A 21,158-nucleotide genomic window follows, 5' to 3' on the forward strand; every position below is an offset into this window, starting at 1 on the left:
GTTGGGGGGGGCCATTGGTGGCGGCGGCACCCGGGCGTTGGGGGGTGGTGGGGCGGCCGGGGGGGGCGCCACGATGCTCGGCCTCGGCGGAACGCTCGGCCTCGGCGTCGGCGGCCCGCTGGGCCATCCGCGCCTGCTTGTTCGCCTCGGCGTCCACCCTGGCCTCGGACTTCTTCTTGGTCGGCGACAGCACCATCAGCATGTTGCGGCCGTCCTGCTTCGGCGCGGACTCGACGAAGCCGTCCTCGGCCACGTCGTCCGCCAGCTTCTTCAGCAGATTGAAGCCGAGCTCGGGACGGCTCTGCTCACGACCGCGGAACATGATGGTGATCTTCACCTTGTCGCCGGCCTTCAGGAAGCGCACGACGTGACCCTTCTTGGTCTCGTAGTCGTGGCTGTCGATCTTGGGCCGGAGCTTCATTTCCTTGATCACGGTGTTGGTCTGGTTGCGCCGGCTCTCACGGGCCTTCTGGGCGGCCTCGTACTTGAACTTGCCGTAGTCCATGAGCTTGGCGACCGGCGGACGCGCCATCGGCGCCACCTCCACCAGGTCGAGATCGGCCTCGCGAGCGAGTCGCAGGGCGTCGTCCAGCCGGACGATGCCGACCTGTTCGCCGGCCGGCCCGACCAAGCGCACCTCGTTGGCATGGATGCGCTCGTTGATCCGTGGTTCGCTGATGTTTCCTCCAGGTTGTGCAGCGGGTGTGGTCGACCGGAACGCCAAAAGGCCCCCGCCGATGCGGAGGCCCACGGGACCGGCCGGCGCGCGCGGCGACGACCTGGTTGCGACCCGCCGGCCCGGGAGCCGGAACGGGTGGGAGTGCGGGACCCCACTTCAGCGGACCAGCCTGGACGGCCGGTCAACCCGATCATTCTAGCTTGTCCGGCCCGCGGACGCCCAATCGGCGGTCGGCCGGCGTCCGGCCGGGCGGCGCCGGCCATGCGCAGCCGTTAGCGTAGGGGCGTGTTCGCCCTCGTCGACCTGCTGACCCGCAAGAGGTGGCGGCTGGTCGGCCGGCCGGTCGATCTGGCCGGCGCACAGTCGTGGCTGGCGGTACCGATGTCGTCGTCGTCCAGTGTGGCCGACGGCTGGCTGGACGCGCAGGCGGCAGCCTTCGGCGGCTCGGTGCCGCGCGACGTGCCGGCCGCCGGGCTGATGGCGTCCCTGGACGACCTGGACGGCTGCGGCGGGCCACCGTGGTGCGCCTGTACTACAAGCTCGAACGGGTCGACCGGTGAGCGTCGGGGCTAGTCGCCGGCGTTCGTGACGCTCAGCCAGCCCCAGCCGTCGTGCAGCGGCACCAGCCGGTTGCCGGCGGCCAGCTGCATCAACAGGTCGCCCTCGATGACCAGCAGGTTCGGTCCGGCCTGGTCGACCACGATCGCCTCCGCGCCGGCATCGAGCGCGGTCGTCGCCACCTCGTCGAGGGTGCACGGCACCGGGCGCGCCTGCGGGTCGAACGCGTGCAGGGCGTCCGCTCCGGTGAAGGCGAGCGCCCCGTTGCGGCCGGACGCCGACCGCATGAGCACCGCGGACATCTCGGCGTGCCGCTCGGGGTCCGGCCCGCCGCCGGCCTCGTCACCTGCCGCCACGACCGGCATCAGCAGCCGTGCGCCGCACAGCGCCGCCACGGCCGCGAGGTAGGCGTCCTGCCCGGTGCCGGACAGCGCCAGCGCGGCCCGGACGCCGGCGTCCGGTTCGCCGCGATCGCCGGCCCATGCCGCGTTTACCTGTCCGAGGGTTCCCATCTGTTCAGCCAACCACATCGGGCCTATCGCCGTGCCCCGCTCGGGCAGGTCGTCGACGCGCCGCCGTTTGGGGTGCTGGCCGGGCGGGGTCGATGCTGGCACGCTGGCCGCATGAACCTCTCCACCTGGGTGATGATCGCCGTGATCGGCTGGACCGTCGTCGGCCTCGTGCTCGTGGCGGGCATCTGGTCGCGGGCGCCGTGGAAGGCGGTGCTGGCCTGGTTGGGGATCGCGCTGCTGCCGCTCGGCGTGTGGCTTGCCGGGTTGTCGCAGGCGGCGATCGACGGCTGGAACACCCTGGCGATGTGGTGGCAGGGGCTGGTGTTCACGGTGCCGGTGCTGATCGGGCTGAGCGTGCTGGGCCTTGCTGTCGCGCTGCTGGTCCTCTCGCGGCTGGTGCCGAACCGCAAGCGCACCCGCAAGCCCGTCTCCACCGCTGCCCCGGCCAGCGTCGCCCCGGCCCGGGAGGCCCCGGTGTACCGCCAGCCGCCGCGCAACGAGGCCGAGCAGACGCTCATCCTGCCGGAGAATCGGCAGAACACTCCCTGAGCACACGCCCGGGTCGCCGGGTGGCGGGACGCTTTTCTTCCGGGCGCCGGGGATCCCGGGGCAGGCCCGGGATGACGTGGTGGTGCGATGACGGGGTGGTGCCCGCTCTCCTACTGGGCGGCGTCCGAATCGTTGCGCTCGACTCCGTACGCCTCGGCGAGCCGGCGGCGCAGTTCGGCCACGTGCTCGTCGGCCAGGTCGCGGTCGCTGCGTTGGATCCCCAGCAGGGGGCGCTGCTCGACCTCACTGCGCACCAGCACGAACGCCCACGGGTCGCCGTCGCGGTAGCGGAACGCCGTGATCTCCGACCACGGCACGTCGTGGCTGCGGATGCCGTTGCGGAACCGCAGTCCATGGTCGTCGGCGGTCACGAAGCTGAGCCCGAACACCAGCGCCATCACCACCATCACCACCAGGAACAGCACCAGGGTGGCCACCTGGATGGGGGTGAACAGGTCGCGGACCCGCTGGGGCGTCATCACCCAGCCCAGGATGGCGGCGGCGACCAGGGAGATTGACAGCGACAGCCCCATCCGCAGCGCCGCGGCGGGCCGGAAGGTGACCGGGGCGTTCACAGCCGGCAGGCGACGATGTCGGTGACCAGGATGGCGTCGGCGCCGACGTCCCACAGCCGGTCCATGATCTGCGGGGCGTCGGTGCGCGGAATCATCGCGCGCACCGCCACCCAACCCGGCTTCGCCAGCGGCGACACCGTCGGCGCGTCCAGGCCCGGCGTGACCTCGCAGGCCGCCTCGAGCGCCGTCTCGGGAACGTTGTAGTCGACCATGTAGTAGGTGCGTGCGGTGAGCACACCGGTGAGCCGGCGCACCAGCCGGTCCATGCCCTGGGGCGCCGGCCGTCCGGCCCGCTGGATGAGGATCGCCTCCGACGTCATGATCGCGTCGCCGAACAGTTCCAGGCCCGCCCGCTTCAGGGTGCTGCCGGTCTCGACGACGTCGGCGACGGCGTCCGCGACACCGAGCCGGACCGACGACTCCACGGCACCGTCCAGCCTGATCAACCGCGCTTCGATGCCCTTGCGGTCGAGCCAGCCGCCGACCAGCCCGGCGTAGGAGGTGGCGATCCGCTTGCCGTTGAGGTCGGCGGCGGTCCACCCGGCACCGTCGGGGGCGGCGAACCGGAAGCGGGTGCCGCCGAAGCCGAGCTGCAGCACCTCCTCGGCGTCGGCAGCCGAATCGATCAGCATGTCGCGGCCGGTGATCCCCAGGTCGAGGGTGCCCTCCCCCACGTACACCGCGATGTCGCGTGGCCGCAGGTAGTAGAACTCGACCCCGTTGTCCTCGTCGAGCAGGACGAGGTCCTTGGAGTCGTTGCGCTGCCGGTAGCCGGCCTCGCGGAGCATCTCGGTGGACGCCTCGGACAGGGAGCCCTTGTTGGGCACGGCGATCTTCAGCAGGGGGCGTTCGGACACCCGGTCGATGCTACTCACAGGTGGGCGTACACGTCGTCGAGGTCCAGCCCGAGCGCGATCATCATCACCTGCAGGTGGTACAGCAACTGGCTGATCTCCTCCGCGGCGGCGTCCCTGGACTGGAACTCGGCCGCCATCCACACCTCCGCAGCCTCCTCGACGACCTTCTTGCCGATGGCATGGACGCCGGCCTCCAGCTCGCGCACCGTGCGCGAGCCCTCGGGGCGCTCGGCAGCCTTGCGTTGCAGCTCGGCGAACAGTTCTTCGAAGGTCTTGGTCACGGGCAGGCAGTCTAGGCCCGTTGGCGCCCGGCATTCGCACCCGGCGGTGCCGGCGGGCGGAGGTGCGGCATGCTGGGGCCATGGACGACCGGGGTGGCGAGGTGCGCATCGCCGAGCTCACCGAGCACGTCGACCGGGTCGCCGCCGCGGCGCTGCTCGCCGAGATCTGGGGTGTGCCGGCGGCCGAGTCGCCGGTTCCCGCGGACCTGATGGCGGCCCTCAGCCACGCCGGCGGCTGCGTGATCGGCGCCTGGACGCCCACCGGTGAACTGGTCGGGGTCACCATCGGCCTGGTCGGCGCCCCGAACTCCGCACGGGTGTACTCCTACATCGCCGGGGTCGCCGCGACGCAGGCCGGCCGCGGCCTGGGCCGGCTGCTCAAGCTCGCCCAGCGGGACTGGTCGCTGGCCCGCGGCGCCACCCACCTCACCTGGACCTACGACCCGCTGATCAGGCGCAACGCCCACTTCAACCTCAACCGGCTGGGCGGCCGGGTCACGGCGTTCGTGCCCGACTACTACCCGCCCATGCTGGACGCCGTGAACGCCGGCGACCTGCCCGATCGCTTCGTCGTCGAGTGGCGGCTGGCCGACGAGCCCGGTTCAGGACCGCTGCCGGAGGGTTCGGCCGAGGCACCGGTGCTGCTCGCCGTCGGCGACCGGAACGAGCCGGTGCCGCAGGCGTCGACCCCCGCCGCCGTCGTGCGCGTGCAGGTGCCCGCCGACATCGAGGCGCTGCGTGCCGGTGATCCCGGGTTGGGACGCCGCTGGCGGCTCGCCGCGCGGGCTGCGTTCGACGTCCTGTTCGAGGCGGGCCTGCGTCCGGCCGGCCTGGACGGCCAGGGCCACTACGTGTTCACGAAGGAGATCTGATGCCGGCCACGCTCGACCTGCACCGGCTGGCGATGCCGCTGGTGCGACCGTTCCGCACCAGCAAGGGCGAGGAGACGGTGCGCGACGTGCTGGTCGCCCGCTTCTGCGACTCCGACGGGATCGTGGGCTGGGGCGAATCGGCCGCCGACGCCGAGCCGATCTACTTCCCGGAGTACATCGACGGCGTCCGGTTGACCATCGAGCGGGTGCTGCTGCCCCTGCTCTCCCCCCTCGCCGCGGCCGGTCCGCTCACGGTGGGCCGGGTACGGGCGGCGATGTCGGGGGTGCCGGGCAACCAGCTGGCGCGTGGACTGATCGAGACAGCGGTGCTGGATGCCGAACTGCGCCGGCACGAACTGCCGTTCGTGGACTGGTTGGGCTCGGCGTCCCGGCCGATCCGGGTGGGCGTGTCGGTGGGCATCCCCGGCGACCTCGACACGCTGCTGTCCTGGGTCGCCGGGTACCTGGAGGACGGCTACCGGCGGGTGAAACTGAAGATCGCCCCGGGTTGGGATCTGGCGCCGGTGCGGGCGGTGCGCGAGGCGTTCGGCGACGACCTGCCGCTGCAGGTGGACGCCAACCAGGCCTACACCGCCGCCGACATACCGCTGTTGACCAGGCTGGATGCGTACGGGTTGCTGCTGATCGAGCAGCCGTTCGCGCGTCACGACCTGGTGGCGCACGCCGCGCTGGCGGCCCGCCGGGGCACGCCGGTGTGCCTGGACGAGTCCGTGCTGTCGCTGGACGACGCGATGACCGCGATCCGGCTGGGCGCGGCCGATGTGGTGAACATCAAACCCAGCAGGGTCGGCGGTTACCTCACCTCACGGCAGATCCACGACGTCTGCCTGGCCAACGGAGTACCGGTGTTCTGCGGCGGCACGCTCGAGACCGCGGTCGGCCGGGCCGCCAATCTCGCACTGGCGACGCTGCCCGGGTTCACCCTGCCCGGCGACATCTCTGCGACCTCGCGGTACTACGCCGCCGACATCGGCCGCGCCTTCGAATTGGACGCAGACGGCTGCCTGGCGCCTCCGACAGGCCCCGGTTTCGGGGTCGAGGTGGACGCCGCGGCGATCGAGGAGTTCGGCATCGAGTCGGTGCGCCACGAGGTGGGCTAGCGCCGGCCGGGTCGGTCCAGATCGGGCACCGTAGTCGGTGCCTGATGTGGACGGGCTCGCGCGCCCCGTGCCTCAGCCGGCGAGAGCCACGCCCAGCAGTGCGTCGATCGCCTCGGCGAGGGCGGCCGGGGCGGCCGGATCGTCACCGTCGGTGGCCGCCCAACCGTCGACGACCGCCAGCGCCGCGGGGGCGTCCAGGTCGGTGCGCAGCGCGTCGCGCAGGGCGGCGATCACCGGCCCCGCGGGCGCCGCGGCGCCGCGGCCGACGGCAGCACGCCAGGAGTCGAGCCGGCCGATCGCCCCGGTGAGTGCCTGGTCGGTCCATTCCCAGTCGCTGCGGTAGTGGCGGGCCAGCAGCCCCAACCTGATCGCCATCGGGTCCACGCCGTCGCCGCGCAGCTTGCTGACCAGCACCAGGTTGCCCTTCGACTTGGACATCTTCTCGCCGTCGAGGCCGACCATGCCGGCATGGGCGTACACCTTGGCGAAGGGCTGCCGGGTGGCCATCGCACCCTCGGCGGCGCACATCTCGTGATGCGGAAAGATCAGGTCCGAGCCGCCGCCCTGAATGTCGAAGTCGGCGCCCAGGTGCTGCAGGGCGATCGCGGTGCATTCGATGTGCCAGCCGGGCCGGCCGCGGCCCAGCCGGCTTTCCCAGGCCGGTTCGCCCGGACGTTCCAGCCGCCACACCAGACAGTCCAGCGGGTCACGCTTGCCGGGGCGCTCCGGGTCGCCACCACGTTCGGCGAACACCGCGACCGCCTCGTCGTCGGTGAGCTTCGACAGGCGGCCGAAGCCGGGGGCACGGCGCACCTCGAAGTACCAGTCCGGGTACTGCGGGTCGTCGACCTGGTAGATCGCCCCGGTGAGCTTCAGCGACTCGATCAGGTCGACCACGACCGGGATGGCCTCGACCGCCCCCACGTAGTCGCGCGGCGGCAGAACCCGCAACGCGGTCATGTCGGCGGCGAACAGGTTCACCTGTCCCTGGGCCAGGTCGCGCCAGTCGACGCCCGTCGCCTCCGCCCGCTCCAGCAGCGGATCGTCGATGTCGGTGACGTTCTGGGTGTAGCAGACCCGCAGCCCGGCGTCCAACAACACCCGGTGCAGAAGGTCGAACGCGACATAGGTGTTGGCGTGGCCCAGGTGGGTCGCGTCATAGGGGGTGATGCCGCAGACGTACATGCGGGCCTCACCGGACTCCGGCGCGATGGGCAGCAACTCGGCCAGCGCGGTGTCGTGAACCAGCACCTGGCCTGCCGCCGGACTCAGGGTGGGTACGTGCGGCGCCGACCAGGCTTCCACGGAGTCCTCCTAGCGGACGCGCCCATCGCGTCCCCAGGTCAGCGTAGCCGCGTCACCGCGACGGCTCCGCGCCGCTTCCGCACCCTGATCGACTTGGCCGCGCCCGAGCCGCCGTACGGCGAGGGCGGCCGGCCCGGGTAGGCTGACCGCCGGCAATCCCACCCCGAAAGGGCACCCATGATCAACTGGTGGCAATCGATCGTGCTCGGCATCGTCGAGGGCATCACCGAGTTCCTGCCCATCTCGTCGACCGGACACCTGACGGTCACCGAGAAGCTGATGGGGCTGCCGATCGACGACGCGAGCGTCACCGCCTACACCGCGATCATCCAGGTCGGCGCGATGATCGCCTCGATCATCTACTTCTGGTCCGACATCGTCCGCTTCGCCACCGCCTGGTTCGCCGGGCTGAGGGACGCCGGCAAGCGCAACGCCGACTACCGGATGGGCTGGGCGATCATCGCCGGCTTCGCCGTGACAGCGGTGATCGCGCTGCTGGCGGAGCCGCTCATCACCGGACCGCTGCGCAGCCTGTGGGCGGTCGTGGCCGGCCTGGTCGGCTGGTCGATCGTCATGTTCGTGGGCGACAGGCTGGGCAAGCAGACCCGCGGCGAGGATTCGATCACCGTCAGGGACGGCATCATTCTCGGCGCCCTGCAGTCGCTGGCGCTGGTGCCCGGCGTGTCCCGGTCGGGCGCCACCATCACCACCGGCCTGCTGCTCGGCCTCGACCGGGTCTCGGCCACCCGGATGAGCTTCTTCCTCGGCATTCCGACGCTGGTGGCGTCCGGGCTGTACCAGGCGGTGAAGGAGGCCAAGCACATCGCCGACGGGGTCGGCTGGGCCTCGACGGCGATCGGCACGGTCGTGTCGGGCGTCGTCGCCTACGCCTCGATCGCCTGGCTGCTGCGCTACGTGTCGAAGAACAACTTCACCGGGTTCATCATCTACCGCATCGCGCTGGCGATCGTGATCGTCGTGCTGCTGGCGACCCAGGTGATCAGCGCGACCTGACGGCGGTGGCTCCGGATCGCCCGGTCTGGGTCCACTCCCAGCCGTCGGTCCGGTACCGCTCGCCTGGCTGTTTGCCGCCCCCGCACTGTGCGAGCGGCCAATGGTTGGCGATGCCCACGTAGAGGACGCCGAAGAAGACTGCTAGGCCGGACGCCCCGCGTTGGGGCCACCCGAAACGTCGTCGAGTGCCGAGGTGATCTCGTCGGGCAGCCGAAGCTCCTCGGTCTCCAACAACTGGTCCAGCTGCGACACCGTGCGCGGGCCGATCAACGGCGCGGTCACCCCGGGAGCGTCCCGCGTCCACAGCAGGGCGACCTGCGCGCAGCTCAGGTCGAGGCCGTCGGCGGCGGTGGCCACCGCCTCGGTCACCGCCCGCGACCGCGGTTCGAGGTACGGCTCGACGAACCAGGCGAAGTGCGGCTGGGCCCCGCGGCTGTCGCGGGGCAGGCCCGTGCGGTAGCGGCCGGCCAGCACGCCCCGTCCGAGGGGCGACCAGGCGAACAGCCCCATCCCGAACGCGCGAAGCGCCGGCACGACCTCGACCTCGGCGCGGCGGGCCAGGAGCGAGTACTCGACCTGTCCGCTGACCACCGGGGCGCGGCCGGGAAAGGCGGACTGCCAGGTGGCGGCCTGGGCGGTCTGCCAGCCGACGAAGTTGCACACCCCGGCGTAGCGCACCATGCCCTGGACGACGGCGTGATCAATGGCGGCCAGCGATTCCTCCAGCGGGGCGGCGCCCCAGGCATGCAGTTGCCACAGGTCGACGTGGTCGGTGTGCAACCGGCGCAGCGAACCGGCCAGGTCGGCGAGCAGGGCGGTGCGGGAGGTGTCGACCACGCGTTCCCCGCCGCGGACGCCGAAACCGCCCTTGGTGGCGATGACCAGCTCGTCCCTGGTCAGGTCGGTGTGGATGGCGCGGCCGATGATGCGTTCGGCGTCCCCGTTGCCGTACGCGGCGGCGGTGTCGACCAGGCTCCCGCCGGCCTCGACGAAGCGGTTGAGCAGCGCCCGGGCGTCCCGCGGCTGGACGTCGCGGCCCCAGGTCAGGGTGCCGAGGCCGAGGCGGGAGACCTGCAGGCCGCTGTCCCCCACGGCGCGACGTTCCATGGCCGTCACCCTAGTGGTGGAACGAAACGGGAACCGCCGCCGCGCACCGGCTCTCGGTGATCGAGCGCAGTGAGGCCCGACAATATGACGCTGACCAGCGGTTTCGGCGGCGCTCGGCCGGGGAGGTCGGCTACGAGTCGGTCTTCTGCTCCTTGGCGCGCTCAGCGGCCTGCTCGGCCGTAGGCGCCTGGATCACGCGGATCTGCTCCTCCTCGGCGGACAACGCGAAGTCGCCGAGCGCATTGTCCTTGCGGAGCTGATCGGTGGACTGGGCCATGAAGGCGCCACTGCCTGCGAATCCGCCGCCGACTGTCATCGGACGCTCCTTCCTGGAGGGTGTGCGTTCAGGGTAGCCAACGCCGGGTTCGGACGCCTCAGGCCTGGTCGAGGAAGCGGTCGAGCACCCGGGAGCCGAACTCCAGCGATTCCGTCGGCACCCTTTCGTCGACGCCGTGGAACATGGCGACGAAGTCGAGTTCGGGCGGGAGTTGCAGGGGTGCGAAGCCGAAGCAGCGGACGCCGAGCTGCGCCCAGCCCTTGGCGTCGGTGCCGCCGCTCATCAGGTACGGCACCGCCTTGGCGTGCGGGTCCTCGGCGGACAGGCACGACTGCATGGCCTCGACCAGGGCGCCCGAGAACTCGGTCTCGACCGACGGATGGTGCGCGACCAACTCGTAGCGCACCTTGTCACCGAGCAGTTCGGCGAGGGTGTCGAAGAACTCCTGCTCGTAGCCCGGGATGAATCGGCCGTCGATGCCGGCGCTCGCCTGCCCGGGGATCACGTTGACCTTGTAGCCGGCCTTCAGCATCGTCGGATTGGTGGTATTCGACATGGTGGCGCCCACCATCCGCGCCACTGTGCCGAGCCGGGCCAGGGACTCCTCGACCGAGTCGGCGTTGATCTCGATGCCCAGGGCGTCCTCCACGGCATCGAGGAAGGCCTGCTGGGCGGGGTGGATGCGGTGCGGCCAGTCGTAGGCGCCGATCCTGGCGACCGCCGACGCCAGCGCCGTGACGGCGTTGTCGGGGTTGCGCATCGAGCCATGGCCGGCGGTGCCGTCCGCGATCAGGTTGAGCCATGCCAGGCCCTTTTCGGCCACCTGCACCAGGTACAGGCGCAGGTCGTCGCGGACCGAGAGTGAGAAGCCGCCGACCTCGCCGATCGCCTCGGTGCAGTCGGCGATCAGTTCGGGATGGTGCTCCACCAGCCAGTGCGCGCCGACGCTCGAGCCGGCCTCCTCGTCGGCGGTGAAGATCAGTCTGATCGGACGCCGCGGCGCCCGCCCGGTGCGGGCCCGGTCACGCACCACCGACAGCACCATGGCGTCGAAGTCCTTCATGTCGACCGCGCCCCGCCCCCAGACGCACCCGTCGGCGATCTCGCCGGCGAACGGGTCGACCCGCCAGTCGGAGGCCTGCGCCGGCACGACGTCGGTGTGCCCGTGCACCAGCAGCGGCGGCAGGGACGTGTCGCAGCCTTCGGGCGCCCAGTGGGCCACGAGGTTGGTGCGGGTGGGCGCCGGTTCGAACAGCTCCGACTCGATGCCGACCTCGGCCAGCTTCGCGGCGATGTACTCGGCGGCGAGCCGCTCGCCCTTGGAGCCGTCCGGACCGTAGTTGGTGGTGTCGATCCGGATCAGGTCACTGCACAGGTCGACGACTTCGGCGTCAGGGCTGCTCTCGACGGTCATGAGGCCATCCTGCCGCACCGGCGACCTGAGGTCGTTCCGAGTGCGGGCACTCGGGCGCGGTGCGGTCCATCTGGCGGACCGACTCAGAGCTCCACGGTGCCATGGTCGCCGCTGTGCGGGGTCTCGCCGGTGACCTTGGCCTTGACGATGTCGAACACGATCGCGAGGCCGCCCGGGGAGTCCCAGTATTCGGCCGAGTCGGCGCTGACGCGCAGCACCACGTTGTCGGGGTTGTCTGCCCCGCCCTGCGTGAAGGCGTCGTTGGCCGCGTCCCACAGGCGCCGCTTGGTTTCCGGCTCTTCGGCGACCTTCCCGGTGCCGGCGATGGAGACCCAGCGGCTGTCCTCGACGATGGCGAGGTTGACCGCACGCCCGTCGCTCTGCTGCGCCACGTCGGTGGACGCCTGGGTGATGAACAGCAGGTCGTTGCCGTCGATCTCCTGGATGGTCATCGGCCGACTGACCAGGCCGCCGGCGGCGTCGGTGCTGGTCAACATGGCGAAGCGGGCGCCCTCGACCAGGTCGGCGAGGGTCTGGGCGGTGTCAGTCACGGTTTCCTCCTGAAATGGATGCGCCGCCCGGACGGGGGAAGTCCAGGCGGCGCAGAGACTCGGCCAACGGGGGGATGTCGACCGTTCCTTCACGGTAGCCCGCCCAGCCATTGATGTCTAGGGTTTGTACAAGGTTGCGGCCGGCTCGTCGATCGGATCGAGCGCGAAGCCGGTCGGCGTCCGGACGACGTTGCGGGCCAGCGGGATCTGGTGCGACGCGCTCTCCAGAATGTGCATCAGGTACCCGGCCGTGTTCACCAGCACCACCACATCTCCGGCCGTCACCCCTTGTGGGAACATCATTCTGCGCAGCAGGAGAACCTCGTCCTCGATGCAGTAGGCGCCGACCAGGAAGCCGTCGAACCCCTCGCCCGGGGCTCCGGAGCGCAGCAACAGTGGGTCGACCAGAAAGTCGTCGGAGGTCGACCTGCACTGGGTGCGGTTCATCTCCAGACCCACCAGGCCGACCCCGTCACTGCGCCGTTTGACGAATGAGACCCGCGCGAGGGTGACTCCGCAGCCGTCGAGCAGCGCCCGCCCCGGCTCGAGGTGGAGCCGCAGCCTCGACTCTGCCAGCGCCTGTGCCACGGTGCCGCGTCCAGGCAGCGGGGTGCCGAGCAGATCGGTCAGCCAGGGCGCCTGCACCGTTGCCTGGTGGAACGGGTAGACGGTGCGCAGTTCGCGGCCCTTCCAGGTCACCTGCTCGCCGGACGCCGACCGGTACCGCTGCCAGAAGGAGTCCCACTCGCCCCGGTCGTCGAGGTAGCTCATCGGCATGCCGCCGCCGATGTCGATGAATCCCGGACGTGCCCCGTGGCGGCGCAGCTCGTCGACCAGCCCGAGGGCGTCACCGAGCACCGCGGCCCGGTCGGCGGCGGCGTAGCCGTGCAGGTGGAAATGGACGCCGACGATCTCGACGCCTGCCATCTCAGGCAGGGTGAGCCACTGGCCGGCCGGGGCTCCGAACCGGGTGGGCGGCAGGCGGTGGGCGGCGTCGGGCATCAGCCGCGGCGCAACCCGGGCGGGGCGGTTCGCGGCCACGGCGAGTTCGCTGACCCTGGTCGCCTCGTCGGGACTGTCCAGCGAGATGGTGGCCCCGTGGTCCACGGCGAGGCGCAGCAGCGCATCGGGCTTCACGGCGGCAGTGAGGATGATCCGCTCCCCCGGCACCCCGCGCCCGAGCACCTGACGCAGTTCGGCCTCGGACGCCACGTCGACACCGTGGCCGGCCGCATTCGCGGCGTCGACGAAGCTGAGCGCCTTGTTGGCCTTGCGGGCAAGGAACAGTCGCAGGTCGACGCCGGCCTGCGCGGCCACGCCGACCAGTTCGGCGGCGCGGCGACTCAACGGGTCGGCGTTCAGCACGTTGACCGGTGAGCCGTGGGTGTCGAGGAGTTTCCGGCAGGCGTCCGGGTCGGCGAGCAGGTCGCTCATCCAGGGCTCGAGGCGTCCGGTCAGCGGTGGATCGCCATGCACCGCCGGCTGGGATGTCATGCCGTCACCCCTTGTCGCAGGGCCATCCTGGCCACCCGGTCGGCCCAATGGTCGATACCCGGGTGCAGGCTGCGCGAGAGCGTGTCGTTGCCGATCACCACGTCCTCGGTCGGACGCCCCACGGCCGACAGCCCGGGTATCGGCCTGCCGTCGGCGTCCAGGCACGAGGCGTCGGGGGCGACCGCGACGCCGCGGCGTCCGGGCGCCCGGGTGAGGATCCCGGCATCGACCAGGGTCGCCGGCCACTGGCCCGGCACGAGCCCGGGCGGCGGCAGCACGCAGTCGATGACGACGTCGGCGCCGGCGATGGCGCCCGTCCAGTCGCCGGCCAGAAAGCGGGTGTCGAGCAGGCCCGCCTCGCCGAGCGCCACGAGCTTGGCCGCGTTCACCGGCGGAGGCCCGAAGGCGACCGGTTCGAGCCGGCGCGCCACCTCGGCGAACCGATCCCAGCCGGTGGGTGCGGCAGACGAACTCGTGGCGGCCGGTGAGTCCGTCGTTCCGGTCGCAGCGCGCCGGCCACCTCCGCCGGCCCTCTCGGCTCGATCGGAGCCGTCGGAGCGGCCGGGGCCACCGGAACCACCTCGCCAGCCGTTCCCGAGCTGGTCGACGATCGCCGGGTACAGGTCGCGCCATGCCTGACCGAGCGCCCACGGGGTCCTCGGCACCTCGTCACCACGGGCGACCCGCAGCGAGCGCCGCAGTTCGGCCAGTGGATCGGCCACGGCCGGCAGCAGGAAGTCGTCGTCGGCCAGGGCGCCGCCGCCGACCCGCTCCAGGTACGACTGCGCCGTCGCTCTGACGGCCGCCAGCACCCCGGCGACGTCACCGGCGGCGGCTCGGCAGGCCCGCAGGCCGCGCTCGCGCAGGTCCTCCACGCCGAAGCGGACGCCGGGCTGCGGTTTGACCTCCATGAACCGGCCGCGCCGGCCGACGGGGCGCAGCACGACCGGTTCTGCCCCGCTGCGCCGGTAACTCCCGTCGGCGAACCGCCCCCCGCGTCCCTCGGTGAGGGCCAGGGCGGCGTCGATGAAGGTGAGGGCGGCGCCGCGACAGGTCACAACGGCGTTGGGCGGCACCGTCGCCTCGTCGAGCCGGCTCGTCGGGTAGACCGCAGGCACCAGCGTGGGCGTGCCGCGCCAGTCGCGCCGCAGCACCCCCGGCCAGTCGGTTGCGTGGCCGGTGGCCAGCAGCACCTCGTCGAAGAGTTCGTCGCCGATCCGCCACGCTTCGCCCTCGGCCGCCAGGGACTCGATTCGGCGTGGCCGGTGTTCGAGCCCGACGCCGCCCGGGCTTCGGTGCGCGATCATCGACCAGCATTCGGCCAAATAGGCGCCGACCAGGGCACGCGGCGGGAACGGCTCCAGAGGCTCGGCCTCACCCCGGCGCGCTCGCCAGGTGGCGAAGTCTGGCAGGCCCAGGGTGGGCTCCCCCGGAACCCGCCAGCCGGCGTCCACGATCGCGGCGCTGACGTTGAGCCGCAGCCAGCCCGGCTGGTCGGGCCGGTAGGCGGCTCCCCAGCCCGGCGGCTGGGGATCGAACACGACGATCTCGACCGGGGCGGCGTCCGGCAACCGCGCCACTAGACGCTCGACGGCGAACAAGCCCTTGGGTCCGCCGCCGACGACGGCCACCCTCATCGTTCGGACGCCGCGGCCGTGCGGCGCTGCAACTCGGCGGCGTCGACGCCCAGGTGATCCTCGACCCAGGCGTCGTTGTACACGCTGTCCAGGTACGGGACGCCGCCGTCGTGCAGCACCACCACGGCGGTGTCCCCGGGCGCAAAGGAGGGCGCCGCCCGCAGCAGGGCCTGGATGACGGCGCCGGATGAGGCGCCCGCGACGATCGCCTCCCGGCGGGCAAGCAGGCGGCAGCCGACGACACTGTCGACCTCGGCGATGCGCACCACTGCGTCCGGTTGGAGGTCCTCGGCCAGCGGTGGAACGGTGCCGGCGCCGAAGCCGGTCAGCAGACGCTTGGAACGCTCACCGCCGAAGAGCACGCTGCCGAGGGCGTCGACCGCGACCAGCCGGGTCCGCATCGCGTGCTCGCGGACGTAGGTGCCGCAGCCGCCCAGGGTGCCGGTGGTGCTGACCGCGACGAACAGGTGATCCACGCGATGGTCGAGCGCCTCGGCGATCTCGCGCATGGTGCCGTCGGCGTGGGCGCGCAGCGCGGCCGGATTGGCGTACTGGTTGAGCCACACCGCACCGGGAAGGATGGTGATCAGCTCGCGGACCCTGGCCATCCGGGCGGCCAGCAGGTCACCGGTGACCGGATCGGGACGCTCGACGGTGTGCACCACCGCACCCAGCGCGGCGATCAGCGCCACCGTGGCCCGGTTGGCGTGGCGGTCGACCACGCAGTGGAAGGGCAGCCGCAGGCGGCTGCACCAGCGGGCCAGGGCGACGCCGAGATTGCCCGAGGACGATTCGACGACGATCGACTCCGGACCGATCGTGCCGTCGATCCAGCCCTGGCGCAGCATGGCCAACGCGGTGCGGTCCTTGGCGCTGCCGCCGGGATTGAACGATTCGAGCTTCGCCCACAACTGGATGTCGGTGCGACCCTGAAGCCGGCGCAGCGGCACCAGCGGTGTATTGCCGACCAGCAGCTCTGCCTCGTCCAGTTCAGCGCCGACGAGTCCGCGACGACTCCGGGACATTTCTCCACCGTACGGGCCGGGCAGGCCGATTCCCTTCACCCGTGGGTATGCAAGTGCGGACAGCCTGACGTCCGGCGTCCGGATCGTGGCCGGAACGCCCCGCCGTCCCAGCCAAGTTGAGCCCCTCAAGCAGGGCGGATATGCTGACGTGGTTGCCCGGCGCGCCGGGCGCACCACTCTGTCCGGGTGGCGGAATAGGTAGACGCGCTAGCTTGAGGTGCTAGTGCCCGTTATAGGGCGTGGAGGTTCAAGTCCTCTCTCGGACACAAATTTGCGGGTCGCTCTGACCAGGCCGAATATCCCCTGACTAGGCGTTTCGCCTCCACCGCTGGTGGACAGGTGTGGACACAAGAAGCCATTTGGGGGCGTTCATTCCCCACGTATTCCCCACGACACGCCGGTCGTGGGGAACGCGGAGGATCGTTTTCCTGCCCTGGCTGTCCGAAACCGGAGTGCCTCCACTCGGTAAGTGGAGCATGCGAAGCGGCACGCCATGACTAGCCGGCGCCGGTCGGCGAAGCGGACCTTCGGCGAGATTTCGAAGTTGCCCAGCGGACGGTTCCGGGCACGGTTCACCGGTCCCGACCTGAACCGGCACTCGGCACGCACCACCTTCGTGGCCCGGATCGACGCCGAGGCATGGCTGGTCGCCCAGGAGCGGGCGATCAGCCGCGGCGAATGGAGCCCGCCGGTACGCCAAGTGGCGGAGGCTCCGCAGCAGCGGCCGCCCACTCTGTCCGAGTACGCGGCGACCGTGATCGGACGCCGCCGGCTCCGTCCGGCCACCCTGGCCCTGTATGAGAAGCTCCTGCGGCTGGCCATCACCCCGACCTTCGGTGACCGTCAGCCGTCCGAGATCTCGGTGGCGGAGGTGACCGCCTGGTACCGATCGATGAACGCGACACCGACCCAGCAGGCCAACGCCTACGGGTTGCTGAAGTCGATCCTGAAGGACGCCGTCGAGGACGGCCTGATCGCCACCAATCCGTGCCGGGTGAAGGCCGGCGGACAGAAGACCCGTGCCCGAGAGATCGAGGTGCTGAGCGTCGAGCAGCTGGCCGCCTACCTGGAGGCAGTACCGGAGGCTCGGCGGGTGCCGCTGCTGCTGGCCGGCTGGTGCGGGCTGCGCTCCGGTGAGGTGCGGGCGTTGCGCGTGCGTGATCTCGACCTGGACGCCGGCGTGGTGCGGGTACGCCAAGGTGTCGTCCGGCTCGCGGGTCAGTTGCTGATCGGGCCGCCGAAGACCACCGCCGGCGTCCGGGACGTGACCATTCCGCCGCACCTGGTGCCGTCGCTGCGCGAGTGGCAACGGCGGCAGCCCACACGCGGCAGGGACGCCCTGCTGTTCCCCGCCGGCGACGGCGTCTCACCGTTGAACGACAGCGTGCTGCGCGAGGCCCACGACAAGGGCAAGGCAGCCATCGGCATGCCCGGGCTGACCATTCACGGTCTGCGGCACACCAGCGCCACCCTGGCCGCCCAGCTCGGTGCGACCGTGGCCGAGCTGCAGGCCAGGATCGGGCACTCCACCCCCAACATGGCGATGCGCTACCAGCACGTCGCGGCCGATCGCGACGCCCAACTGGCGGCCCGCATGTCCCAGCTCGCGACCGGCAACGATTGGACGCCGCAATCGCCGCCGCGTGCACGGCGACCTCGGGAGTCCAGCAGGAAGCGTGAGCAGTCGGAACTGCCGGGAATGGACGACTAGGCAGGCGCACTCGGCGGATCGGGGGTGGCGCTCAGCCGACCATCAGGCCCTGGATGACGGGCTTCATCATCCGGTCGACGTCCTCGACCTTCAGCCGGATCGTCCGGCGCCCGGACACGAACGCCGGCAGCAGACCGGCGGCGATGCGGCGACGCAGGGTACGGGTGCTCAAACCCGTCCGTTGCGCCGCCTGAGCCAGGGACTCGTACTGCTGTGTGGTCACCGCCATCTCCTTCCACCCGCCAATGCCTGGGATCGGCTACTGCGCCGCTGAAACGCCTCCAGGACGCCGCCCAGGGGCTCGACCAGCTGCACCAGTTCGCGGTCGTAGATCGCACCCGCGGCCAGGGCGTGGCGAAACCTGCCCAGCATGTCCGCCCACTCCCCCACCGTCAGCCGCTTGGAGACCGAAGTCGGCTCCGCCTTGGGACCGACCGCCGCCCGGACAACACGCACGACGCGCGGCTCCACCCCGACCATGCGATTGCCGCGCCGTTCGATGGACGCCTGCGTCCGGCACCGTGCCGAGCACCAGATCGGTCGCCGTCCCCGGCCTGCGTAGCGAACCGGCTCGCCGCATCTGGGACAGACGGACGACTCATCGCCCGGAGCAGTCGCAGCGCCGCCCTCGGCCAGGTCGGCGGTGCGAGTGCGCGGTCGGCGCGACGCCATCGACTCGATAACGCGCCGCCGCGCTGCCTGCCGAGCCGCCTGCCTCGTCACTGCCCCACCGCCTTCCGATTCGGTCGCCTCCTTACCGACCTGAGGCACCCCGGATTCGGACATGTTGAGTGATTGACCATGCAGGCTGGCACTGGCTCAGGCCGTCGCCTCGACTCCGCAGCCTGATCCCGCACCACCCCGCCCTCGAGCCCACCAAGACCCTCCGACCGCATTCCTCACCTCTGCGAGCCGACCTCACGAACCCAGGTGACATCGCTTCCCCGCGTCACCGCTTCATCGTTCTCAAGAGCCACACACCTTCTGCATTCACCTCGAACGTTTCGCTGACATGAAATGTCTTGGTCGCAGCACGCCAGGCCGGTACCAAGTCCATCGCGGCATCGCCGGGGACGCACAGGAGACCGCGTTGTGCGCCGACCTAGACCGGCCGTGACCGTGGCACCACCGCGAGAATCCTGCACGCGGCACAAGGGGCCCGACCAGCGTCCAAGCGGACCGCGGCAGATCCGACAAGGCCACTGCGGTAGCTGTTGCGGTACTACCATGGTGGCATGAGTCAAGTGAAGTTGAGTGTGAGCCTCTCGCCGAGCGAGGTCGAAACGCTGGACAAGTACGCCAGGGCGGCAGGTCTGAAGTCTCGGTCGGCAGCAATCCAGCAGGCGATCAAGTTGCTCGGAGATCCCGAGTTGGACGACGCCTATGCCGCGGCGTGGCAGGAGTGGGAGGACTCCGGGGACTCCGAGGCGTGGGCGGGCACCGTCGCTGACGGGCTTGGCTGATGCTGCGAGGTGAGATCCGCCTGACTGACCTGGACCCCGCCAGGGCCGCGGAGGCCGACAAGCGACGGCCCGCGATCATCGTCAGCAACGACCGCGCCAACGCGACCGCTGCCAGGTTGGGCCGAGGGGTGGTCACGGTTGTGCCGATCACCAGCAACATCTCCCGAGTCTTCCCGTTCCAGGTCTTGCTGCCCGCTGATGACGTCGGGATCCGGGTGGACTCCAAGGCTCAGGCCGAACAGGTCCGCTCGGTGTCGATCGAACGCATCGGCCCGGTGATCGGCCGCCTGCCCACGCACCTGATCAGCAAGCTCGACGACGCCCTGCGGCTCCATCTCCAGCTCTGACACACACTCTGGGCGGTCAGGAGCGGTCGTATGCACTCGGGAACCGAAGCCGAAGGCCACCCTCACAAACCCCGCGCGGCAGATCAGTACGTTTGAGTACGGCGCGACATCGGGGTCTACTTTCAGCCCTTCTTGAACCCTGTCGGGACAACTCGCTGTCGCCTTACCGGCTGATCGGCCGTACTCGACGAGCGTACCGATCCGCGGCAGTTCAGGGCGTTGGCTACCGGCGATTGTAGATTTCTCGTCGGTGCCCGACGGCGATGACCAGAACCACGAGCACGTTGTCATGGATCTCGTACACGATCCGGTGGTCGCCGGTGCGGACGCGCCACTCGCCATTTCCACCGACCAGCTTCTTGGCACCGCTGGGTCGGGGCTCGTCTGCCAATAACTCGATCGCCGCCTGCACGCGGCGTTGAGCGGAACGGTCCAGCTTTCGCAACTGACGTGCAGCCGCCGCGGCAACCTCGACGCGGTAGGTCATGCCAAGCCGAGGTCGGCCTTGACCTGCTCCCACGGTATTACCGGCTCGCCGTCGGCGATCTCGGCACGAGCGGCGCGAGCTGCCTCGATGTCGGCCAGATCTTCGGCGGCGGCGATCAAACGGTCCAGGTCCTCGGAGTCGATGACCGCGGCCACTCGCTGCCCACGCCGAGTCAGATAGACCGGATTGTGACCGACCCTGGCCGAGTCCACGACATCAGCCAGGCGCGCACGAGCATCGCTCACAGTCATTTCACTCATGACATGAGCATACCCGCCGAAACCGCTCAAACGTACATCTTGGCGCGCTGTTGCGTCGACAGATCGATCGTCCGACGTCCCGCAGATCGACCGAGCCAGTTGCGGCAGTTCCGGACTTGCGTCATCGGAGTTCTGGATGGGCTGGGGTTGCGGTCGCGCTTGCATCGCCGACAGAATTCCGGCGATACAGGTGCCGATCTGTCGGGGCGAGGAGATAGATGTCGATACAGGTCATCGCGGTCGACGAGCGGACGAACTACCGGGAACGGCACGACCCCTGCTTCCGGGTGTACCTTCACGAGTCCGGCGGCGACACCACGTTCGGTGCGGTCGCCACCTACGACATCACTGGCGCGGACGTGCTCCAGGTGATCGACTGGGCCCAGACCCAGGCCGAGGGATGGTCACGTGCGACCGGGGGCGCCCGCCCCACCTACGCGATCGCGTATGTCCCTGAAGGTCCTGCCACTTCCGACCTCGACCGCCGCACCCTGGTCTGGCTGCTTGGGCTGGACGGCAACGACTCCGTTGAGGGCGAACAGCTCATCGCCCAACGGCGGATGCTGCAGCGAGGCACCGATCCGGTCGGCATCCCCGAGGCGGACCGGGCCCCGCCCGGGGCCGCCTCCCCCTTCAACCGAATCCAACCGTCCGAGGGGTGAACCGTGCGCATCCCCTGCCGCTCCATTGACTTGCAACAGCACGCAACCCAATGCGGCAGATCCGGACGTTCGGCAGACGATGCTCGCCTTGGCGAAGTCCCCTCCACCCGCACCTGAGTCTGCCGCCACGGAGCCGGGGACCTCGTTGGAGGGCGTGCGAGACTCTGGTCATGAACCACCGCCAGCAGGGGGACGTGGACAAGTTGCGCCGCGATCAGAGCGGGGTTTGCTGGTGGTGCGGCGGGGTAGGTGATAGCCGCGAACACCGTCACAAAGCAAGCGTGTTGCGCCGCATGTGGGGCTTTGACGGACTCTACCTGGGGAAGGAGGGTCAGGACGTCTACGAACTTCGCAGCTGGAGAAGCCAGGCGGTCAAGTTCGGGAAGGTGCTCTGCCAGAA

Annotated in this window: 27 protein-coding genes and 1 tRNA gene; 11 read left to right on the forward strand and 17 right to left on the reverse strand. The window is 70.6% G+C overall.

Annotated features, from left to right (window positions below; translation table 11 throughout):
* Nucleotides 1-637, reverse strand: a 637-nt coding sequence (gene infC / locus OIE40_RS16610; protein ID WP_264704115.1) for a translation initiation factor IF-3, incomplete at its 3' end; no start/stop codon positions are given.
* A gap of 327 nt (nt 638-964) precedes the next feature.
* On the opposite strand from infC, the gene OIE40_RS16615 reads away from it, so the two are divergent.
* Nucleotides 965-1,252, forward strand: a complete 288-nt coding sequence (locus tag OIE40_RS16615; RefSeq protein ID WP_264704117.1) for a hypothetical protein — start codon at nt 965-967, stop codon at nt 1,250-1,252.
* Here the strand turns inward: OIE40_RS16615 and OIE40_RS16620 are convergent.
* Nucleotides 1,249-1,851, reverse strand: a complete 603-nt coding sequence (locus OIE40_RS16620; protein WP_264704118.1) for an SseB family protein — start codon at nt 1,849-1,851, stop codon at nt 1,249-1,251. The two genes, OIE40_RS16615 and OIE40_RS16620, sit on opposite strands and share 4 nt — an antisense overlap.
* Before the next feature lie 9 nt (nt 1,852-1,860).
* Here OIE40_RS16620 and OIE40_RS16625 point away from each other — a divergent pair, with 9 nt between their 5' ends.
* Nucleotides 1,861-2,298, forward strand: coding sequence for a hypothetical protein (locus OIE40_RS16625; protein ID WP_264704120.1), 438 nt, complete (start codon nt 1,861-1,863; stop codon nt 2,296-2,298).
* 110 nt (nt 2,299-2,408) lie between these two features.
* Here OIE40_RS16625 and OIE40_RS16630 read toward each other — a convergent pair whose 3' ends face one another.
* The 3 genes from OIE40_RS16630 to OIE40_RS16640 are packed head-to-tail and all read right to left on the reverse strand — an operon-like array spanning nt 2,409 to nt 4,011.
* Nucleotides 2,409-2,873 carry a PH domain-containing protein gene (locus OIE40_RS16630; protein WP_264704122.1) on the reverse strand — a complete coding sequence of 155 codons (465 nt, stop codon included), beginning with the start codon at nt 2,871-2,873 and terminating at the stop codon, nt 2,409-2,411.
* On the reverse strand, nt 2,870-3,715 hold the full coding sequence (gene hisG, locus OIE40_RS16635) for an ATP phosphoribosyltransferase (protein WP_264704163.1): 846 nt from the start codon (nt 3,713-3,715) through the stop codon (nt 2,870-2,872). The genes OIE40_RS16630 and hisG overlap by 4 nt, the downstream gene beginning before the upstream one ends.
* A 29-nt stretch (nt 3,716-3,744) precedes the next feature.
* Nucleotides 3,745-4,011, reverse strand: a complete 267-nt coding sequence (locus tag OIE40_RS16640; protein ID WP_264704123.1) for a phosphoribosyl-ATP diphosphatase — start codon at nt 4,009-4,011, stop codon at nt 3,745-3,747.
* A gap of 80 nt (nt 4,012-4,091) precedes the next feature.
* On the opposite strand from OIE40_RS16640, the gene OIE40_RS16645 reads away from it, so the two are divergent.
* Entirely contained in the window at nt 4,092-4,883 is a 792-nt protein-coding gene (locus OIE40_RS16645; protein ID WP_264704125.1) for a hypothetical protein, read from the forward strand.
* Nucleotides 4,883-6,004: an o-succinylbenzoate synthase gene (menC, locus tag OIE40_RS16650; RefSeq protein ID WP_264704127.1), complete on the forward strand. Its 1,122-nt coding sequence runs from the start codon at nt 4,883-4,885 to the stop codon at nt 6,002-6,004. Before OIE40_RS16645 ends, menC begins: the two co-directional genes overlap by 1 nt.
* A 72-nt stretch (nt 6,005-6,076) precedes the next feature.
* Here menC and mshC read toward each other — a convergent pair whose 3' ends face one another.
* Nucleotides 6,077-7,309, reverse strand: coding sequence for a cysteine--1-D-myo-inosityl 2-amino-2-deoxy-alpha-D-glucopyranoside ligase (gene mshC / locus OIE40_RS16655; RefSeq protein WP_264704129.1), 1,233 nt, complete (start codon nt 7,307-7,309; stop codon nt 6,077-6,079).
* 180 nt (nt 7,310-7,489) lie between these two features.
* Here mshC and OIE40_RS16660 point away from each other — a divergent pair, with 180 nt between their 5' ends.
* Complete coding sequence (locus OIE40_RS16660; protein ID WP_264704165.1) at nt 7,490-8,323, forward strand: undecaprenyl-diphosphate phosphatase; 834 nt, start codon at nt 7,490-7,492, stop codon at nt 8,321-8,323.
* 141 nt (nt 8,324-8,464) lie between these two features.
* Here the strand turns inward: OIE40_RS16660 and OIE40_RS16665 are convergent, their stop codons facing one another.
* The 7 genes from OIE40_RS16665 to sbnA form a co-directional block, all read right to left on the reverse strand.
* Entirely contained in the window at nt 8,465-9,430 is a 966-nt protein-coding gene (locus tag OIE40_RS16665; RefSeq protein ID WP_264704131.1) for an aldo/keto reductase, read from the reverse strand.
* A gap of 130 nt (nt 9,431-9,560) precedes the next feature.
* Nucleotides 9,561-9,746 (reverse strand): hypothetical protein, encoded by a 186-nt coding sequence (locus tag OIE40_RS16670; protein WP_264704133.1) that lies wholly within the window; start codon nt 9,744-9,746, stop codon nt 9,561-9,563.
* A gap of 58 nt (nt 9,747-9,804) precedes the next feature.
* On the reverse strand, nt 9,805-11,121 hold the full coding sequence (locus OIE40_RS16675; RefSeq protein ID WP_264704135.1) for a M20/M25/M40 family metallo-hydrolase: 1,317 nt from the start codon (nt 11,119-11,121) through the stop codon (nt 9,805-9,807).
* Between the two features lie 83 nt (nt 11,122-11,204).
* A complete protein-coding gene (locus OIE40_RS16680) occupies nt 11,205-11,672 on the reverse strand; it encodes a pyridoxamine 5'-phosphate oxidase family protein (protein ID WP_264704137.1) in 468 nt (155 codons plus the stop codon).
* 117 nt (nt 11,673-11,789) lie between these two features.
* A complete protein-coding gene (locus OIE40_RS16685) occupies nt 11,790-13,166 on the reverse strand; it encodes a Y4yA family PLP-dependent enzyme (RefSeq protein ID WP_264704139.1) in 1,377 nt (458 codons plus the stop codon).
* The gene (locus OIE40_RS16690) at nt 13,163-14,803 is read right to left on the reverse strand and encodes an FAD/NAD(P)-binding protein (protein ID WP_264704141.1); all 1,641 of its coding nucleotides are present in this window, start codon (nt 14,801-14,803) and stop codon (nt 13,163-13,165) included. The genes OIE40_RS16685 and OIE40_RS16690 overlap by 4 nt, the downstream gene beginning before the upstream one ends.
* Complete coding sequence (sbnA, locus tag OIE40_RS16695; RefSeq protein ID WP_264704143.1) at nt 14,800-15,828, reverse strand: 2,3-diaminopropionate biosynthesis protein SbnA; 1,029 nt, start codon at nt 15,826-15,828, stop codon at nt 14,800-14,802. Before sbnA ends, OIE40_RS16690 begins: the two co-directional genes overlap by 4 nt.
* A gap of 180 nt (nt 15,829-16,008) precedes the next feature.
* On the opposite strand from sbnA, the gene OIE40_RS16700 reads away from it, so the two are divergent.
* Together OIE40_RS16700 and OIE40_RS16705 are read left to right on the forward strand one after the other, a co-directional pair.
* Nucleotides 16,009-16,094, forward strand: a tRNA-Leu gene (locus OIE40_RS16700).
* A 227-nt stretch (nt 16,095-16,321) separates the two neighbouring features.
* Entirely contained in the window at nt 16,322-17,539 is a 1,218-nt protein-coding gene (locus OIE40_RS16705) for a tyrosine-type recombinase/integrase (RefSeq protein WP_264704145.1), read from the forward strand.
* Nucleotides 17,540-17,570: 31 nt separating this feature from the next.
* Here the strand turns inward: OIE40_RS16705 and OIE40_RS16710 are convergent, their stop codons facing one another.
* Both OIE40_RS16710 and OIE40_RS16715 read right to left on the reverse strand, forming a co-directional pair.
* Nucleotides 17,571-17,762, reverse strand: a complete 192-nt coding sequence (locus tag OIE40_RS16710) for a helix-turn-helix domain-containing protein (RefSeq protein WP_264704147.1) — start codon at nt 17,760-17,762, stop codon at nt 17,571-17,573.
* Nucleotides 17,759-17,995, reverse strand: coding sequence for a hypothetical protein (locus OIE40_RS16715; protein WP_264704149.1), 237 nt, complete (start codon nt 17,993-17,995; stop codon nt 17,759-17,761). Before OIE40_RS16715 ends, OIE40_RS16710 begins: the two co-directional genes overlap by 4 nt.
* Before the next feature lie 779 nt (nt 17,996-18,774).
* Between OIE40_RS16715 and OIE40_RS16720 the strand changes: the two genes are divergently transcribed.
* Together OIE40_RS16720 and OIE40_RS16725 are read left to right on the forward strand one after the other, a co-directional pair.
* Nucleotides 18,775-19,002 (forward strand): ribbon-helix-helix domain-containing protein, encoded by a 228-nt coding sequence (locus OIE40_RS16720; RefSeq protein WP_264704151.1) that lies wholly within the window; start codon nt 18,775-18,777, stop codon nt 19,000-19,002.
* The gene (locus tag OIE40_RS16725; RefSeq protein WP_319805242.1) at nt 19,002-19,349 is read left to right on the forward strand and encodes a type II toxin-antitoxin system PemK/MazF family toxin; all 348 of its coding nucleotides are present in this window, start codon (nt 19,002-19,004) and stop codon (nt 19,347-19,349) included. The genes OIE40_RS16720 and OIE40_RS16725 overlap by 1 nt, the downstream gene beginning before the upstream one ends.
* Nucleotides 19,350-19,572: 223 nt before the next feature.
* Here OIE40_RS16725 and OIE40_RS16730 read toward each other — a convergent pair whose 3' ends face one another.
* Nucleotides 19,573-19,836, reverse strand: a complete 264-nt coding sequence (locus OIE40_RS16730) for a type II toxin-antitoxin system RelE family toxin (protein WP_264704153.1) — start codon at nt 19,834-19,836, stop codon at nt 19,573-19,575.
* Nucleotides 19,833-20,126: a type II toxin-antitoxin system Phd/YefM family antitoxin gene (locus OIE40_RS16735; protein ID WP_264704155.1), complete on the reverse strand. Its 294-nt coding sequence runs from the start codon at nt 20,124-20,126 to the stop codon at nt 19,833-19,835. Before OIE40_RS16735 ends, OIE40_RS16730 begins: the two co-directional genes overlap by 4 nt.
* A gap of 188 nt (nt 20,127-20,314) precedes the next feature.
* Here OIE40_RS16735 and OIE40_RS16740 point away from each other — a divergent pair, with 188 nt between their 5' ends.
* Complete coding sequence (locus OIE40_RS16740) at nt 20,315-20,758, forward strand: hypothetical protein (protein ID WP_264704156.1); 444 nt, start codon at nt 20,315-20,317, stop codon at nt 20,756-20,758.
* 170 nt (nt 20,759-20,928) lie between these two features.
* The coding region (locus OIE40_RS16745; RefSeq protein WP_264704157.1) for a hypothetical protein at nt 20,929-21,158 on the forward strand (230 nt) is incomplete at its 3' end.

The organism is Micropruina sonneratiae, from assembly GCF_025972045.1.
Classification (GTDB): domain Bacteria; phylum Actinomycetota; class Actinomycetes; order Propionibacteriales; family Propionibacteriaceae; genus Micropruina; species Micropruina sonneratiae.